Here is a 14,791-nt window from a genome sequence, read left to right on the forward strand (position 1 = left end):
TCTGGAGATATCCATGCGTTTGATCCTGTTGGGTGCGCCGGGTGCTGGCAAAGGCACTCAGGCCAACTTCATCAAGGAAAAGTTCGGCATCCCGCAAATTTCGACCGGCGACATGCTGCGCGCGGCCGTCAAGGCTGGCACGCCGCTCGGCCTCGAAGCAAAGCGCTTCATGGACGCCGGCGAGCTCGTCACCGATGAGTTGATCATCAACCTCGTGAAGGAACGTCTGCAGCAGCCGGACTGCGCGAACGGCTATCTGTTCGACGGCTTCCCGCGCACGATTCCGCAAGCCGAAGCAATGAAGCAGGCTGGCGTCGCGATCGACTACGTGCTCGAAATCGACGTGCCGTTCGACGAGATCATCGTTCGTATGAGCGGCCGCCGCTCGCACCCCGCGTCGGGCCGCACGTATCACGTGACGTTCAATCCGCCGAAGGTCGAGGGCATCGACGACGTAACCGGCGAGCCGCTGATCCAGCGCGACGACGACAGGGAAGAAACCGTCAAGAAGCGGCTGCAAGTATACGAATCGCAAACCAAGCCGTTGATCGAGTACTACAACAGCTGGGCGAAGAACGGCGATGCATCGGGCTCAATGAAGGCGCCGCAATATCGGCGCATTTCGGGTCTCGGCACCGTCGACGAAATTCGCGCACGCGCATTCGACGCGCTGAAGTGAGCCGGATCGCTCTGAACGTCAGCGCTGGTTGCTTTTGACGAAAACCCGCCCAGTCGGCGGGTTTTTTTTTGGCGGCGAGCAAGTCGAAGCGGCAACTGTGCAGATCGCTCGGAACGATGCGTTATTTTTTCCATAGCGCTGGCACGCCGCCGCCCTGCTTCGCTTTCCGCATCGCAGCACAGCCGCTACAATCAATCGTCGAAAAATGCTTCGATCGAGCCAGCACTGAACCACCGCAGCAAAGGAGAAGACATGGAGATTCGTGACAACGTGTTCCTGATCACCGGCGGTGCATCGGGCCTCGGCGCTGCCACTGCGCGCCTGCTCGCCGACAACGGCGGCAAGGTCGTGCTCGCCGACTTGAATCTGGACGCGGGCGAGGCGCTCGCGAAGGAACTCGGCGGCGTGTCCATCAAATGCGATGTGAGCCGCGAAGAGGACGCGCAACAGGCCGTCGAAGCGGCGACGAAGCTCGGCACGCTGCGCGGTCTCGTCAACTGCGCGGGCGTCGCGCCAGCCGCGAAGACCGTCGGCAAGGATGGTCCTCATTCGCTCGATCTGTTCACGCGCACGATCTCGATCAACCTGATCGGCACGTTCAACATGATCCGGCTCGCCGCAGCGCAGATGGCGAAGAACGCGCCGAACGCCAATGGCGAGCGTGGCGTCGTCATCAACACGGCATCGGTGGCGGCGTTCGACGGCCAGATCGGCCAGGCGGCCTACTCGGCGTCGAAGGGCGGCGTGGTCGGCATGACGCTGCCGATCGCGCGCGACCTCTCGCGCAACGCGATCCGAGTGATGACGATCGCCCCCGGCATCTTCGAAACGCCGATGCTGCTCGGCATGCCGCAGGAAGTGCAGGATGCGCTCGGCGCGATGGTGCCGTTCCCGCCGCGCCTGGGCAAACCGGCCGAATACGCGATGCTCGCCAAGCAGATCTTCGACAATCCGATGCTGAACGGCGAGGTGATCCGGCTGGACGGCGGAATCCGTATGCAGCCGAAGTGAGGATCGCATCCGGTAAAAAAAACGCCTGCACATGTGTGTCATGTGCAGGCGTTTGCGTTTTATACAGCGTGTCAATGCGCGTCGCTACTCGCCGCTATCGTGCCGCGTGCGCTGCCGCAATTCATGCAGCTGCGACTCGACCACGGTGGCGTCTTCCGCATCAGGGCGATCGCCGAGATAATTTTCCAGATCCTCGAGCGCGGGCCGCAGATAATCGAGCCGCGCATAGGCGAAGCCGCGATCGCGCACTTCCTCGATATTGTCCGGCAGCAAAATGACGAGCCGTTGCTGCACAGCCAAGAGACGCTGCCAGCGCTCAGTCTGCAGATAGATCGCCTTCAGGTTGCGCAACATCCGCGCGACGATCTCGCGACGCGTGGCCGGTTGCAACAGCATGCGCAGCGCGCGCCCGACCGAATCCCCAGCGGACGCGACGTACGGCTCGAGCATCTCGACCATTTGTGCTTCGGACAGCGAATGACCGGTGGTTGGATCGAGCATCACGTCACCGTCGGGGGTCGTCACGCGCAGCAGGAAGTGGCCAGGAAACGACACCCCGCGCACCGGAACGCCGAATTGCTCAGCAATCTCCAGATAGAGCACCGCGAGCGAAATTGGAATACCGCGGCGGCGTTTGAGTACGACGTTCAGATGACTGTTGTCGGGGTCGTAGTAATCGTTCAGATTGCTCGCGAAACCGAGCTCGCGGAAAAAGAAACGATTCAGGATGCCGACCTTCTGACGGATGTCGGCATCGTCGGGCATGCGGCGCCGCAGCCGCAGTACCAACTCGTCGATTTCGGCGAGCACCGACTGCAGATCGAGGTCGGGATAAGCGTCCTGCGCGATCGAGAGCGCCGTCTCGGTCAGCGGCAGACTCTCGTCTTCGGCGACGAGCGTACTGAAATAATCGAGAACCCGCGACATGGTGATCACTTCACTCGCCTTCTGAAATACGCGTACTTGAAGCCCATCAGCCAAAGCATACCGAAATATAGCGCGGCGAACAGAACGAGGCACGCAGCAAGCAATACGATGCGGCTGACCGGCTGGCTATGCATGCCGATCCAGTCGAAGCTGATCGCGAGCCAACGCATCACGCCGGCGAGCACGAGGCACGCGCCGAGCAACTGCACGAAAAACTTGACCCAGCCGTGCGACGGCATATAGATGCCGCGTTTGCGCAGACCAATGAATAGCAGCAACGCGTTGACGCAAGCGCCGAGCCCGACGCTCAGCGTTAGACCCGCATGCGCGAACACCGGCACGAACGCGAAGTTGCTGAGCTGAGTGACGACCAGCACGCCGATGCCGATCTTCACCGGCGTCTTGATGTCCTGCTTCGCATAGAAGCCCGGCGCGAGAATTTTGATCAGGATCAGGCCGATCAGGCCGACGCCGTAGGCGGCGAGCGCGCGGCTCACCATCACGACCGACATGCCGTCGAATTTGCCGTAGTTGAACAGCACAGCCGTCAACGGCTGCGCGAAAAAGAACAGTGCGATCGCGCTTGGCGCGGCGAGCAGGAATGTGACACGCAGCCCCCAGTCGAGCAGCGACGAATACTCGTGAGAATCGGCATCGACGTGCGCCTTCGACAGGCTCGGCAGCAAGATCGTGCCGAGCGCGACGCCGAGCAGCGCGGTCGGAAATTCCATCAACCGGTCGGCGTAGTTGATCCACGACACCGCGCCAGGGCCGATGTGCGATGCGATGTTGGTGTTGATGATCAGGCTGATCTGCGCGACCGATACCGCGAACATTGCGGGCACCATCTTCGCGAGCACCCGCTTTACGCCGCGATGCGCCAGCGCGCGCAGCGGGTTCAGGCCGATGCGCGGCACCATGTCGATCTTTTTGAGGCCCGGCAACTGCACGATGAATTGCAGCACGCCACCGACGATCACCGCCCAGGCGAGTGCATAGACCGGCGTTTGCAGGCGCGGCGCGAGAAATACTGCCGAGACGATGAACGCGACGTTCAGCAGCACCGGCGCGAACGCGGGCAGAGAAAAGTTCTTGTACGTATTCAGCACACCCGACGCCAGCGACGTCAGCGAGATGAAAATGATGTACGGGAACATGATGCGTGTCATCGCGACCGCGAGCTGGTACGCGTGCCCTTCGTGCGCGAGGCCCGACGCGACGACGAACACGACGCCCGACGCCCCCATCACACCGATCAGCGACAGCACGGCGAGCGCCCACGCAAGCACGGTCGAGGTCGCGTCGACGAGCGCCTTGGTGGCGTCGTGGCCTTGCTGGTTCTTGAACTCGGCGAGAATCGGAACGAAGGCTTGCGAGAACGCGCCCTCGGCGGAAATGCGGCGCAGCAGGTTCGGAATGCGAAAGGCGACGTAAAAAGCGTCGGTGTATTGACTGGCGCCGAACGCACGGGCGATCAACGTTTCACGGGCCAGTCCGGTCACGCGCGACAGCAGCGTGAAGCCGCTGACCGTCAGCAGGGCTCGGAAGAGATTCATGGGGCGCTTATTATAAGGGTCCCGCTAATGCGGGCGACGAGCCGGAACGCGATTCCGACCGATTTGCCACCCGGACGTTCGCCCCGATCGGCTGGAAAGCACGATTATTTATGATTTTTTCGACGTTCGACGTTCCAGGCACCGCTCGTACCTGCGAACGGCGCCTTGCGCGAGAACTAGCGCATAGCGCGACCGTGACGCCAGACCGGTCACTGTGGCGCCTTCGCGCGTTTTTCGTTGTCACGTGTCTGATTTTGTTGCTATAATCGTCGGTTTCGAAGCTTGCTCAGTTTTCGAACGGTCTTCGGATGGGATTCTCGGGTTGGCGCAGCGCCGCCCGTCAATGTATCCGGATGCCATGAAAACATGGGCCCGCCTTCGCGTAGTCCGATCGATTTTTTCGACACATTTACGCCCTTGGGCAATCGCTTCCAAGGGTTCGGATCGAGAAGCAGCGCCTCGCCTCATCATTGAAGGCCGGGTACTGGAAACAGGAACAGGATAAGGAACCGTCATGGCTAACTCCGCACAAGCACGCAAGCGCGCCCGCCAGGCCGCGAAGGCAAACTCGCACAACTCGGCACTGCGCTCGAAGTTCCGCACGGCTATCAAGGCTGTCCGCAAGGCAATCGACGCAGGCGACCACGCTAAGGCCGCCGAAATCTTCAAGGCATCGTCGAAGACCATCGACATCATCGCCGACAAGAACATCGTTCACAAGAACAAGGCCGCTCGCAACAAGAGCCGCCTCGCTGCAGCCGTCAAGGGTCTGCAAGCGCCCGCAGCGCAGTAATTCCGGTCGGCCCGTTTCGGCGGGCTACCTCCTGTTTCCGCTGCACGAGAAGCCCGCTTTGGCGGGCTTTTTTGTTTGCGCCGGAGTTTCTGCCGGATCGTTTCTGCCGGATTGCCTGCCACAAAAAAACCCGCAGCTTGCGGGTTTTTGTTTTTTTGGATTTGCCGATCCGGTCGGCTTGCGTCAGATCACGTGCCGTTTGGCTTGGGGCGCAGGCGCCTGCTCGAGTTCCAGCTCGCACGCCTCGGTGACGAGGAGGTCGTTGTCTTTCGCGAAGTTCATCACGAAATCGAAGGCCATGGGCTCGATGTCACGCAGCCGCGAATCGAGAATCACGCATTTGAGGTCGCCGATCATGGTCGGCCGTACGTACAGCGAGTACTGCATGTAGGCGTTCGGCCCCTTCCTCACGCCGGGCCCGAACGACGACATCACGCCCGCGAGCCGCTCCGACCAGTCGCTCGGCCGAAACCTTTTTCCGGTCGACGTAATGCCCTGAATGAAATATTCGATTGGAGCTTCTTCGGCCATGTAGGAATACCTGTGTGACTGCCCAGCGGAATGACGGCCAACCGGCGACGCAAGTTGTACGCGCGAATTCACCGCAAGCGGCATACACGGCAAGCGCTTGCAGCCACCTGCTACGTGCGGGAGACCTGGCGCTAACGCAACACTGACGAACCGCACCACGAAACCGCTGCGGCGAACCGGCTGAACCGCTCTTGCGCCTGTCATGACGGCCACGCTGTGAGGGGCTTTCCGCGCCGCGCGAGCCGGCTTCCTTCATGCGAAACGGTGGCCTGCTGGGGCTTTGGGATAACCCGCAGATTATAGCGCAGCGGACCCTTTTCCGCACTGCACACAAGCGCCCTCCGACGACCGCCAGACGGCCGATGCGACGCTTTCGGACAGCTTGCGCCGCCTTCCGGCCGACTCGTCAAACGGGGCGAAATCCTTTATGCTGCATTGACTTACCACCAAATCGACGGCGGCGCGGTCCGGCAACCCTGCCGGGTGAAACCGCCGTATTTGTTTCATGACCGCCAAGAAAATTCGCCACTACCTGCAGTTCAAGGATTTCTCGCTGGAAGACTACGAGTACGTGCTGGAACGCGCGCGCATCCTGAAACGCAAATTCAAGAACTACGAGACTTACCATCCGCTGCATGACCGCACGCTGGCGATGATCTTCGAAAAAAATTCGACGCGCACGCGCCTGTCGTTCGAAGCCGGCATCTTCCAGCTCGGCGGTCACGCCGTGTTCATGAGCACGCGCGACACGCAGCTCGGCCGCGGGGAGCCGATCGAAGACGCCGCTCAGGTCATCTCGCGCATGGTCGACATCATCATGATCCGCACGTTCGGCCAGGACATCATCCAGCGCTTCGCCGAAAATTCGCGCGTGCCGGTGATCAACGGGCTCACGAACGAATACCACCCGTGTCAGGTGCTCGCGGACATCTTCACCTACTTCGAGCATCGCGGTCCAATCCGCGACAGGACGGTCGCGTGGGTCGGCGACGCCAACAACATGCTGTACACGTGGATCGAAGCCGCGCAGATTCTAGGCTTCAAGCTGCGCCTGTCCACGCCGCCTGGCTACAAGCTCGACCGCGCGCTCGTCGCGGCAGAAAGCGCACCGTTCTATGAGGAATTCGACGACCCGAACGAAGCTTGCGCGGGCGCGGACCTCGTCACCACCGACGTATGGACCAGCATGGGCTTCGAGGCCGAGAACGAAGCGCGCAAGAAGGCTTTCGCGGACTGGTGCGTCGACGCCGACATGATGGCGCGCGCGAATCCCGACGCACTCTTCATGCACTGCCTGCCCGCGCATCGCGGCGAGGAAGTCAGCGCGGAAGTGATCGACGGCCCCCAGAGCGTCGTGTGGGACGAGGCGGAGAACCGTCTGCACGTGCAGAAGGCGTTGATGGAATACCTGCTGCTGGGCAAGCTCAATCACTGAGCGAGCCGCTCGCCCGGACACCCGCGGCAACCGCACTCGAAAAAAGGCGCCGCGAGGAAACTTCCGGCGCCTTTTTGCATTGTGGACGGCGAAGCTTCGCGAGGAGACTCAGCGTGAAAAAAGCAAACGGCCGCTCACAGGCAAACCGGCTCCGCCTCCAATTCCACGCCGAATCGCTCGAACACGTCGCGCTGGATCGCCCGCGCCAGCGCCAACAGGTCCGAGCCGCTCGCGCCACCGCGATTCACCAGCACCAGCGCCTGGCGCTCATGCACAGCCGCCGCGCCCATCGCGCGGCCCTTCCAGCCGCATTGGTCGATCAGCCAGCCGGCCGCCAGCTTCACCCGGCCGTCCGCTTGCGCATACGACACGATATCCGGCTCGCGGCGCTTGAGCGCCTCGAACTGCACGGCGTCGATCACGGGATTCTTGAAGAAGCTTCCGGCGTTGCCCAGTTCGCGCGGATCGGGCAGCTTGGCGCGCCGCACGGCGACGACCGCATCGAAAATGGCCTGCGCGGTCGGCTGCATCGCCGGCTCATCGGCTTCCACGGTGGCGGCCGCATGACCGCGCGCCGCCAGCTCGCGCGCGAGATCGGCGTAGCCCGCGCGCGGCTGCCACGCCTTGGGCAACCGGAACGTCACCGACGTGATCGCGAAGCGCTCGCGCCCTTCCCGCTTGAAAAAGCTGTCGCGATAGCCGAACCGGCACGCAGCGGCGTCGAGCTCGATCACCTTGCCGGTCGCGAGCTCGATCGCCCGCAGCGACGCGAAGCGTTCGCACAATTCGAGCCCGTACGCGCCGATGTTCTGGATCGGCGCCGCACCGACCGTGCCAGGAATCAGCGCGAGATTCTCCAGGCCGGGCATGCGCTGCGCCAACGTCCACGCGACGAACTCGTGCCACGGCTCGCCGCCGGCGGCCTCGACATACCATGCGTGCTGATCCTCGCGCACCACACGGCGGCCGCGCAGCGCCATCAGCAGCATGAGCCCGGCGAAGTCGCCGCTCAGCACGACGTTGCTACCACCGCCGAGCACGAGGCGCGGCAGGCCCGCGACGCGCGGATCGCGCACCGCGGCGAGCACTTGCTCCTCACGCTCGATCAGGCACGCGAACTGCGCGCGCACGTCGAAGCCGAAGGTGTTGTGAGTCTTCAGCGGATAGCCGGCAATGAGGGACGCGACAGTGGAAGCGGCAAGAGCGGATCGGGACATCGGAATGGCAACAGGGCAACGACGCGAAGCGACGAAAAGCAACGAAAACGACCAATGGCGCGTACGGCGACTGCAACGACGCCGCCCGACGCCGGATCGCCCGCCGTCACGACGCAGCGCGGCGGCCTTGGGCAAAAGAGAGCGGCGTCGGTAAAATGACGTCCGGTCCGTGATTATAGCGAGTGCCTCGCGCGCAGCCGACCGGCCGCGTCGCGCACTGCCGCACTATTGGGAGAATGCAATGCCATCGTTTGACGTCGTCTGCGAAGCGAACATGATCGAAGTGAAGAACGCGATCGAACAGTCCAACAAGGAAATTTCCACGCGTTTCGACTTCAAGGGGTCCGACGCGCGCGTCGAACACAAGGAAAACGACATCACCGCATACGCCGACGACGACTTCAAGCTCGGTCAGGTGAAGGACGTGCTGCTGTCGAAAATGGCCAAGCGCAACGTCGATGTGCGCTTCCTCGACTACGGCAAGATCGAGAAGATCGGCGGCGACAAGGTCAAGCAGGTCATCAAGATCAAGAAGGGCGTGTCGGGCGATCTGTCGAAGAAAATCGTGCGTCTCGTGAAGGACAGCAAGATCAAGGTACAGGCGAGCATTCAGGGCGATGCGGTGCGCATCACCGGTGGCAAGCGGGACGATCTGCAAAGCGTGATCGCTATGCTGCGCAAGGACGTGACCGACACGCCGCTCGACTTCAACAACTTCCGCGACTAAGCGGCACGGCGCGCGAAACTTGCAACGAACCTCGCGCAAAACCGGAAGCGCTTCGCCTCAGCGGGTAATGCGGCCCAGCCCACTTCAAAGATCGTTGCCCGCCGCCGGACTTGCGACCTTCTTCTTGTCGCCGATACGGCTCTCCTGCCCCCGCATGAGCTTCGCGATATTGCCGCGATGCCGCCACACCAGCAGCAGGCTCATCACCAGAATCGCGAGCGCCACGATGCGCGGACCGAACAGAAAGACGTAGAAGAGCGGCGCGAACAGCGCCGAGCACAGCGCCGCCAGCGACGAGTAGCGGGTGAAGAACGCGACGATCAGCCAGGTCAGCAAGGTCGCGACGCCGAGCGTCGGGTTGATCCCGAGCAAAACGCCCGCGGCGGTCGCAACGCCCTTGCCGCCCTTGAAGCGGAAGAAAACCGGATACAGATGGCCGAGAAACACCGCGAGCGACGCAATCGCGATCGAGCGCTCGTCGAGCCCGTAACGCGCGCCGACATGCACGACCAGCCACACCGGCAGCCAGCCCTTGAACGCGTCGCCGATCAGCGTCAGAATCGCGGCCTTCTTGCTGCCGCTGCGCAGCACGTTGGTGGCGCCCGGGTTGCCCGAGCCGTACGAGCGCGGGTCGTCGAGACCCATCGCGGCGCTCACGATCACGGCAAACGACAACGAACCGATCAGATAGGCAACGACAGCGACGATCAGGTTTTGCATCTGGGACTCTTGTAAGGATCGCGGTCTGACATTCGATACCCCAACCGCAACAGGGCATGCCCGTCGAAACAGGGCGGCGCACATTCTACCCAACGCGTGCGCGCGAAAAACATTCAGGCAAACCTCAACCCACGCATCGGCGTCAGTCCACGCTCGCGCATTGCACCGCTTTCGCGGCGAGCAGATCAGTGAGCACCTTCGGCTCGATGCTGACGAGAAAGCCGCGCCGTCCGCCGTTCAACCAGATCCTGTCCATCTCGAGAATGGTCGACTCCACATACACCGGCATCTGCTTGCGCGTACCGAACGGCGACGTTCCGCCGATCAGATAACCCGAATGCCGGTTCGCCACCTCGGGCTTGCACGGCTCGACACGCTTCGCGCCGATCTGCCGCGCGAGGTTTTTCGTGCTGACGGTGCGATCGCCGTGCATCAGCACGATCAGCGGCTTCGCGTGCTCATCTTCCATCACCAGCGTCTTCACGACGCGATGCTCATCGACGCCGAGCTGACGCGACGATTCCGCGGTGCCGCCATGCTCGACGTAGTCGTAAGGATGCTCGCCGAACGCGACGCCATGACGGCGCAGCAGCTGTGTGGCGGGTGTTTCAGACACGTTTCTGGATTTGCTCATCGGCGCATTGTAATGGCGAGTTTGCGCAACGGCTATTTGGCGAACGGCCAATTGTGCGGGCCGGAGGCTTGTGGCACGATCGTTCGAAAGTATGCCGGCGCAGTGCGGGATACTGCACGCAGCGCAACGAACAGGTAAAGAGGAGACAGTGTTGAATCAGGCTTCATCCATCCGGTCTACGATCGACGTCCCCGCGTTGCTCGCCGCCTTGCCCGCGCGCATCAGCGACATTCCGGCGCTCGCGGCCGCGCGCGATCCGCGGCATGTCGCGCTGATCGAAGATGCGCGCCGCCTGACCAACGCGCAACTGCTCCAGGCCGTCGATGCCAGCGCCGCGCTGCTGCGGGACTGGGACGTGCGCGGCGGCGATCGGGTGATGATCGTCGCGGAGAACAGCATCGCGCAAATCGTACTGCTGTTCGCGACCGCGAAGCTCGATGCGTGGGCGCTCGTGTCGAATGCTCGTCTGTCCGCCACCGAACTCGATTCGATCCGCGCGCATGCGCAACCGCGCGTCGTCGCGTATGCGGTCGAAAGCTCGCCCGACGCGCGCGAGCATGCGCAGCGGCATCGAGCCACGCACGCACCCACGCTGTCGCCAAACATCGGCGCATGGTCGTATGCGCTGGACAGCAGCGTGCAAGCTGAAGCGGTCGAAGCCGCCAGCGAGCGCCAATGCGCGGCGCTGATCTACACGACCGGCACCACCGGCGCGCCGAAAGGCGTGATGCTGTCGCATCGCAATCTGCTGTACATCGCGGCCGTGTCGAGCCGGCTGCGTCAGGTCGGGCCCGACGACGTCGTCTATGCGGTGTTGCCGATCTCGCACGTGTACGGCTTCGCGTCGGTGTGCCTCGGCAGCCTGCATGCGGGCGCGACGCTGCGGCTCGCGCCGCGCTTCGTGCCCGAAGCGGTGCGCCGTGCCCTCGCCGACGAGCGTGTGTCGATCTTCCAGGGCGTGCCGGCGATGCACGCGAAGCTGCTCGAATATCTGCACACGCACGAGCACGCATGGTCCGCGCCACGGCTGCGCTTCGCGTACTCGGGCGGCTCGCCGCTCGACGCCGCGCTGAAGGCGCAGGCCGAAGCCGTATACGGTCTGCCGCTGCACAACGGCTACGGGATGACCGAAAGCAGCCCGACCGTGTCGCAGACGATGGTCGACGCGCCGCGCACCGACTGCTCGGTCGGCGAGGTCATTCCGGGCGTCGAGGTGAAGTTCGTCGGGCTCGACGGCGTCGCAGCCGCGTCTGGCGAGATCGGTGAACTGTGGGTGCGCGGGCCGAACGTGATGCTCGGCTACTACCGCAATCCTGAGCAGACCCGCGCGAGCGTCACCGAGGACGGCTGGCTAAAGACTGGCGACCTCGCGCGGCAGGACGCGGATGGCGCGTTGCACATCGTTGGGCGCAGCAAGGAGCTGATCATCCGCTCGGGCTTCAACGTGTATCCGGCCGAGGTCGAGCACGTGCTGAACGCGCATCCCCAGGTCGTGCAGTCGGCGGTGATCGGGCGCGCGGTCGAGGGCAACGAGGAAGTCGTCGCGTTCGTCGAGCTGATTGCCGGCGCGACGCTCACGCCCGCGGAACTGATCATGTGGTGCGGCGAGCGGCTCGCGCCGTACAAGCGGCCGGCCGAGCTGAAGGTGCTCGCGGCGCTGCCGGCCGCGTCGACCGGCAAGATTCTCAAGCACCGCCTGCGCGAGTTGCTGTAATGCGGGCGGGCGCCCCGCTCGCTTCACGTCGTGCTCACCCGCGCGGATGATGCTGCGCATGCAGCGATTTCAGACGCTCTCGCGCGACGTGCGTATAGATCTGCGTCGTCGAAATATCGGTGTGGCCGAGCAGCAATTGCACGACGCGCAGATCCGCGCCGTGATTAAGCAGGTGCGTCGCGAACGCGTGCCGCAACGTATGCGGCGACAACGGCGCATGGATCCCCGCCGCCTGCGCGTGTCGCTTGATGATGTTCCAGAACTGCTGGCGCGTCATGCCTTCCGCGCGTGCCGTCACGAATAGCGCATCGGCCGCGCGCGGGCCGAGCAGGGCCGGGCGCGCGTCGCACAGATAGCGCTCGATCCACCCGTGCGCTTCTTCGCCGAACGGAACCAGCCGCTCCTTCGAGCCTTTGCCGGTGACGCGCACGACGCCTTCGTTCAAGCCCACTTCGACGGTCTTCAGCGTGACCAGTTCGGTCACCCGCAAACCGCTTGCGTACATCAGTTCGAGCATGGTGCGATCGCGCAAGCCCAGCGGCGTGTCGATGTCAGGCGCGCCGAGCAGCGCTTCGACCTGCGCTTCGCTCAACGTCGACGGAAAGCGCGGCGGCTGCTTCGCCGAGCGGATGCGCAAGGTCGGGTCGGCGGCCGCGCGATGCTCGCGCACCGCCCACGCGTAATAGCGGCGAAACACCGACAGCCGACGGTTCGCCGAAGTCGCCTTGTCCTTTTGCCGCGCCGCGCTGTAGGCGCTCAGGTCGGCTTCGCTGGCGATGTCGAGCGACGCATTGCGGGTGTGCGCGAGCCATTCGCCAAAGAGGCGCAAGTCGCGGCGATACGCGTCGAGCGTGTTGCGCGATAGGCCGTGTTCGAGCCACAGCGCGTCGCAGAACGCGTCGATCGAGGCGGAGGAGGTGATTAGCAGCGGTGAGTCGACGACCGTGTGTTCGACCTGTGCAGCGGTATCGGGTGCGGCGCTCGTGCTCATGCGAAGGGCACGCCTTCATGCGCGAGTAGCCAGCGCTTCACGTTGCGAAAGAAGCCATCGCCGCCATCGTGCGCGAAGCCGCCGATGCCGCTCGCACTCACCACGCGGTGACACGGAATCACGATCGGAAAGAAATTCGCGCCGCACGCCTGGCCGACCGCGCGCGGGACGCTACCGAGCTGCTTCGCGAGTTCTCCGTAGGTCAGCACGACGCCGGGCGGGATCTCGGTGATCGCGCGCCAAACGCGTCGCTGGAACGCGGTGCCGCACTCGGCAAGCGGCAGCTCGAACTTCGCGGACGCGTGTTCGAAGTACCGCTCGATCTGTTCGGCAGCCTCGCGCGCGAGCGGCGTCGTGGGCGCGACGTTGCGCGTCGACTCGGGCAGATAGACGATCTCGCGCATGGCCTCGCCTTCGAGCCGGATGCCGATCTTGCCGAACGGCGCATCGATTACTGCGTTGAACATGATTGCCTGCTCCTCTGGCGTGGCGGATTGCGGGCATCGAATCGCCGTCACGAATGACCACGACTTTACGCCGCTTCGAGCGCCCACTCCACATGCTCGCGCACGAGCCCGGACGGATCGTCGACACGCTGCCTCAACGCCCGCACGATCGCGGCGCGCGCATCGGCGTCAAGACTCGCGGGCGCGGCGCGCAACGCGTTGCCCATGCCGACCGCGAGATTGCGCAGCCAGCTCTCGTAACCGATGCGGCGAATCGCGCTGCCCTGCATGCGCGTATCGAAGTCTTCTGCGCTCCACCCGAACAGCTCGACCAGCGACGCGCGATCGAGCCCATGCCGCACGTCGAAGTCGGCGACCGGCGCGGCTTGCGCGAACTTGTTCCATGGACACACGAGCTGACAGTCATCGCAGCCATACACCCGATTGCCGATCAGCGGGCGCATGTCGAGCGGAATACTGCCCTTCAGCTCGATCGTCAGATACGAGATGCAGCGCCGCGCGTCGACCTTGTACGGTGCAACGATCGCACCGGTCGGACAGGCGCCGATGCAGCGCGCGCAACTGCCGCAATGCGAGCCCGGCGTCTCGGGCGCGAGCTCGGGCGAGGTGTCGGCGTCGGTTGGCAACGGCACGTCGACATAGATCTCGCCGAGGAAAAACAGCGAGCCGGCGTCGCGCTGCAGCAGCAACGTGTGCTTGCCGCGCCAGCCGATGCCGGCTTTCTGCGCGAGTTCGACTTCGAGCACCGGCGCCGAATCGGTGAACACGCGATAGCCGAACGGCCCGATCGCCGCCTCGATCCGGTCGGCCAGTTGTTGCAGGCGCTGACGCATCACCTTGTGATAGTCGCGGCCGCGCGCATAAATCGACACGACCGCCGTCGACGGGTCCGCGAGCCGCGCGTACTCGGCCGCGCGCCAATCGCGCGCGCGGGGGGTCGGCCGTGACGCGGATTGCGCCACGTCTTGCGACAGGCTTTCAGGCGAGCCTGGAGCGGCGCCTTCAGGCGCCCGTTCCGACGCATCTGCACCCAGCGTCAGCGCAGGCAAATAGGCGATGCGCGCGGTGATCACGCGTCGCGTGCCGGCCACAAGCTCGGCCGGCCGCGCGCGTTTCATGCCATGTTTGGCCATATAATCCATCTCGCCGTGGCATCCCGCTTCGAGCCACGCTGCAAGCGGCGCTTCGGCGGCCGACAGATCGGTGTCGCTGATGCCGATCGCTCCGAAACCGAGTTCACGGCCCCACGTCTTGATGTCGAGCGCGAGCGCACGAAGCGCCGCTTCATCGAGACGGGACGTTGCACCAGAAGCTCGCGCGGCATCGTCGGCCGACGCGGGCGTGCAGGAAACAGGGGACTTCGGACTTCGGTTCATCACGCCATTTTAC

At 63.9% G+C, this 14,791-nt stretch carries 15 protein-coding genes; 6 read left to right on the top strand and 9 right to left on the bottom strand.

Annotated features, from left to right (window positions below):
* Window positions 1-13: 13 nt before the first annotated feature.
* Together adk and BJG93_RS12960 are read left to right on the top strand one after the other, a co-directional pair.
* Complete coding sequence (adk, locus tag BJG93_RS12955) at window positions 14-679, top strand: adenylate kinase (RefSeq protein WP_027198667.1); 666 nt, start codon at window positions 14-16, stop codon at window positions 677-679.
* A gap of 252 nt (window positions 680-931) precedes the next feature.
* Window positions 932-1,690 (top strand): 3-hydroxyacyl-CoA dehydrogenase, encoded by a 759-nt coding sequence (locus tag BJG93_RS12960; RefSeq protein ID WP_027198668.1) that lies wholly within the window; start codon window positions 932-934, stop codon window positions 1,688-1,690.
* 84 nt (window positions 1,691-1,774) lie between these two features.
* Here BJG93_RS12960 and BJG93_RS12965 read toward each other — a convergent pair whose 3' ends face one another.
* Together BJG93_RS12965 and murJ are read right to left on the bottom strand one after the other, a co-directional pair.
* Window positions 1,775-2,617, bottom strand: coding sequence for a SirB1 family protein (locus tag BJG93_RS12965; protein WP_027198669.1), 843 nt, complete (start codon window positions 2,615-2,617; stop codon window positions 1,775-1,777).
* Window positions 2,618-2,622: 5 nt separating this feature from the next.
* Window positions 2,623-4,173: a murein biosynthesis integral membrane protein MurJ gene (gene murJ / locus BJG93_RS12970; RefSeq protein WP_027198670.1), complete on the bottom strand. Its 1,551-nt coding sequence runs from the start codon at window positions 4,171-4,173 to the stop codon at window positions 2,623-2,625.
* 514 nt (window positions 4,174-4,687) lie between these two features.
* On the opposite strand from murJ, the gene rpsT reads away from it, so the two are divergent.
* Window positions 4,688-4,966, top strand: coding sequence for a 30S ribosomal protein S20 (gene rpsT, locus BJG93_RS12975; RefSeq protein ID WP_027198671.1), 279 nt, complete (start codon window positions 4,688-4,690; stop codon window positions 4,964-4,966).
* 183 nt (window positions 4,967-5,149) lie between these two features.
* Here the strand turns inward: rpsT and BJG93_RS12980 are convergent, their stop codons facing one another.
* Window positions 5,150-5,497, bottom strand: coding sequence for a DUF3579 domain-containing protein (locus tag BJG93_RS12980; protein ID WP_027198672.1), 348 nt, complete (start codon window positions 5,495-5,497; stop codon window positions 5,150-5,152).
* Window positions 5,498-6,002: 505 nt separating this feature from the next.
* Between BJG93_RS12980 and argF the strand changes: the two genes are divergently transcribed.
* Entirely contained in the window at window positions 6,003-6,932 is a 930-nt protein-coding gene (gene argF / locus BJG93_RS12985) for an ornithine carbamoyltransferase (protein ID WP_027198673.1), read from the top strand.
* Window positions 6,933-7,066: 134 nt separating this feature from the next.
* On the opposite strand, the gene murB is transcribed toward argF, so the two are convergent.
* The gene (gene murB, locus BJG93_RS12990; RefSeq protein WP_051374434.1) at window positions 7,067-8,149 is read right to left on the bottom strand and encodes a UDP-N-acetylmuramate dehydrogenase; all 1,083 of its coding nucleotides are present in this window, start codon (window positions 8,147-8,149) and stop codon (window positions 7,067-7,069) included.
* 241 nt (window positions 8,150-8,390) lie between these two features.
* Here murB and BJG93_RS12995 point away from each other — a divergent pair, with 241 nt between their 5' ends.
* Window positions 8,391-8,876 (top strand): YajQ family cyclic di-GMP-binding protein, encoded by a 486-nt coding sequence (locus BJG93_RS12995; protein WP_027198675.1) that lies wholly within the window; start codon window positions 8,391-8,393, stop codon window positions 8,874-8,876.
* Window positions 8,877-8,960: 84 nt separating this feature from the next.
* Here BJG93_RS12995 and plsY read toward each other — a convergent pair whose 3' ends face one another.
* Together plsY and ybaK are read right to left on the bottom strand one after the other, a co-directional pair.
* Window positions 8,961-9,596 (bottom strand): glycerol-3-phosphate 1-O-acyltransferase PlsY, encoded by a 636-nt coding sequence (gene plsY / locus BJG93_RS13000; protein ID WP_027198676.1) that lies wholly within the window; start codon window positions 9,594-9,596, stop codon window positions 8,961-8,963.
* A 142-nt stretch (window positions 9,597-9,738) separates the two neighbouring features.
* Window positions 9,739-10,230, bottom strand: coding sequence for a Cys-tRNA(Pro) deacylase (gene ybaK / locus BJG93_RS13005; RefSeq protein WP_027198677.1), 492 nt, complete (start codon window positions 10,228-10,230; stop codon window positions 9,739-9,741).
* A gap of 151 nt (window positions 10,231-10,381) precedes the next feature.
* Between ybaK and BJG93_RS13010 the strand changes: the two genes are divergently transcribed.
* Complete coding sequence (locus BJG93_RS13010; protein ID WP_027198678.1) at window positions 10,382-11,944, top strand: class I adenylate-forming enzyme family protein; 1,563 nt, start codon at window positions 10,382-10,384, stop codon at window positions 11,942-11,944.
* Between the two features lie 34 nt (window positions 11,945-11,978).
* Here the strand turns inward: BJG93_RS13010 and xerD are convergent, their stop codons facing one another.
* The 3 genes from xerD to queG all read right to left on the bottom strand — a co-directional run bounded on the left by xerD (window position 11,979) and on the right by queG (window position 14,778).
* Window positions 11,979-12,935, bottom strand: a complete 957-nt coding sequence (gene xerD, locus BJG93_RS13015; RefSeq protein WP_027198679.1) for a site-specific tyrosine recombinase XerD — start codon at window positions 12,933-12,935, stop codon at window positions 11,979-11,981.
* The gene (locus BJG93_RS13020) at window positions 12,932-13,402 is read right to left on the bottom strand and encodes a methylated-DNA--[protein]-cysteine S-methyltransferase (RefSeq protein ID WP_027198680.1); all 471 of its coding nucleotides are present in this window, start codon (window positions 13,400-13,402) and stop codon (window positions 12,932-12,934) included. Before BJG93_RS13020 ends, xerD begins: the two co-directional genes overlap by 4 nt.
* Window positions 13,403-13,467: 65 nt before the next feature.
* Window positions 13,468-14,778 carry a tRNA epoxyqueuosine(34) reductase QueG gene (gene queG / locus BJG93_RS13025; protein WP_027198681.1) on the bottom strand — a complete coding sequence of 437 codons (1,311 nt, stop codon included), beginning with the start codon at window positions 14,776-14,778 and terminating at the stop codon, window positions 13,468-13,470.
* Window positions 14,779-14,791: the final 13 nt, after the last annotated feature.

The sequence above is a fragment of the Paraburkholderia sprentiae WSM5005 genome (assembly GCF_001865575.2).
GTDB classification, from domain to species: domain Bacteria; phylum Pseudomonadota; class Gammaproteobacteria; order Burkholderiales; family Burkholderiaceae; genus Paraburkholderia; species Paraburkholderia sprentiae.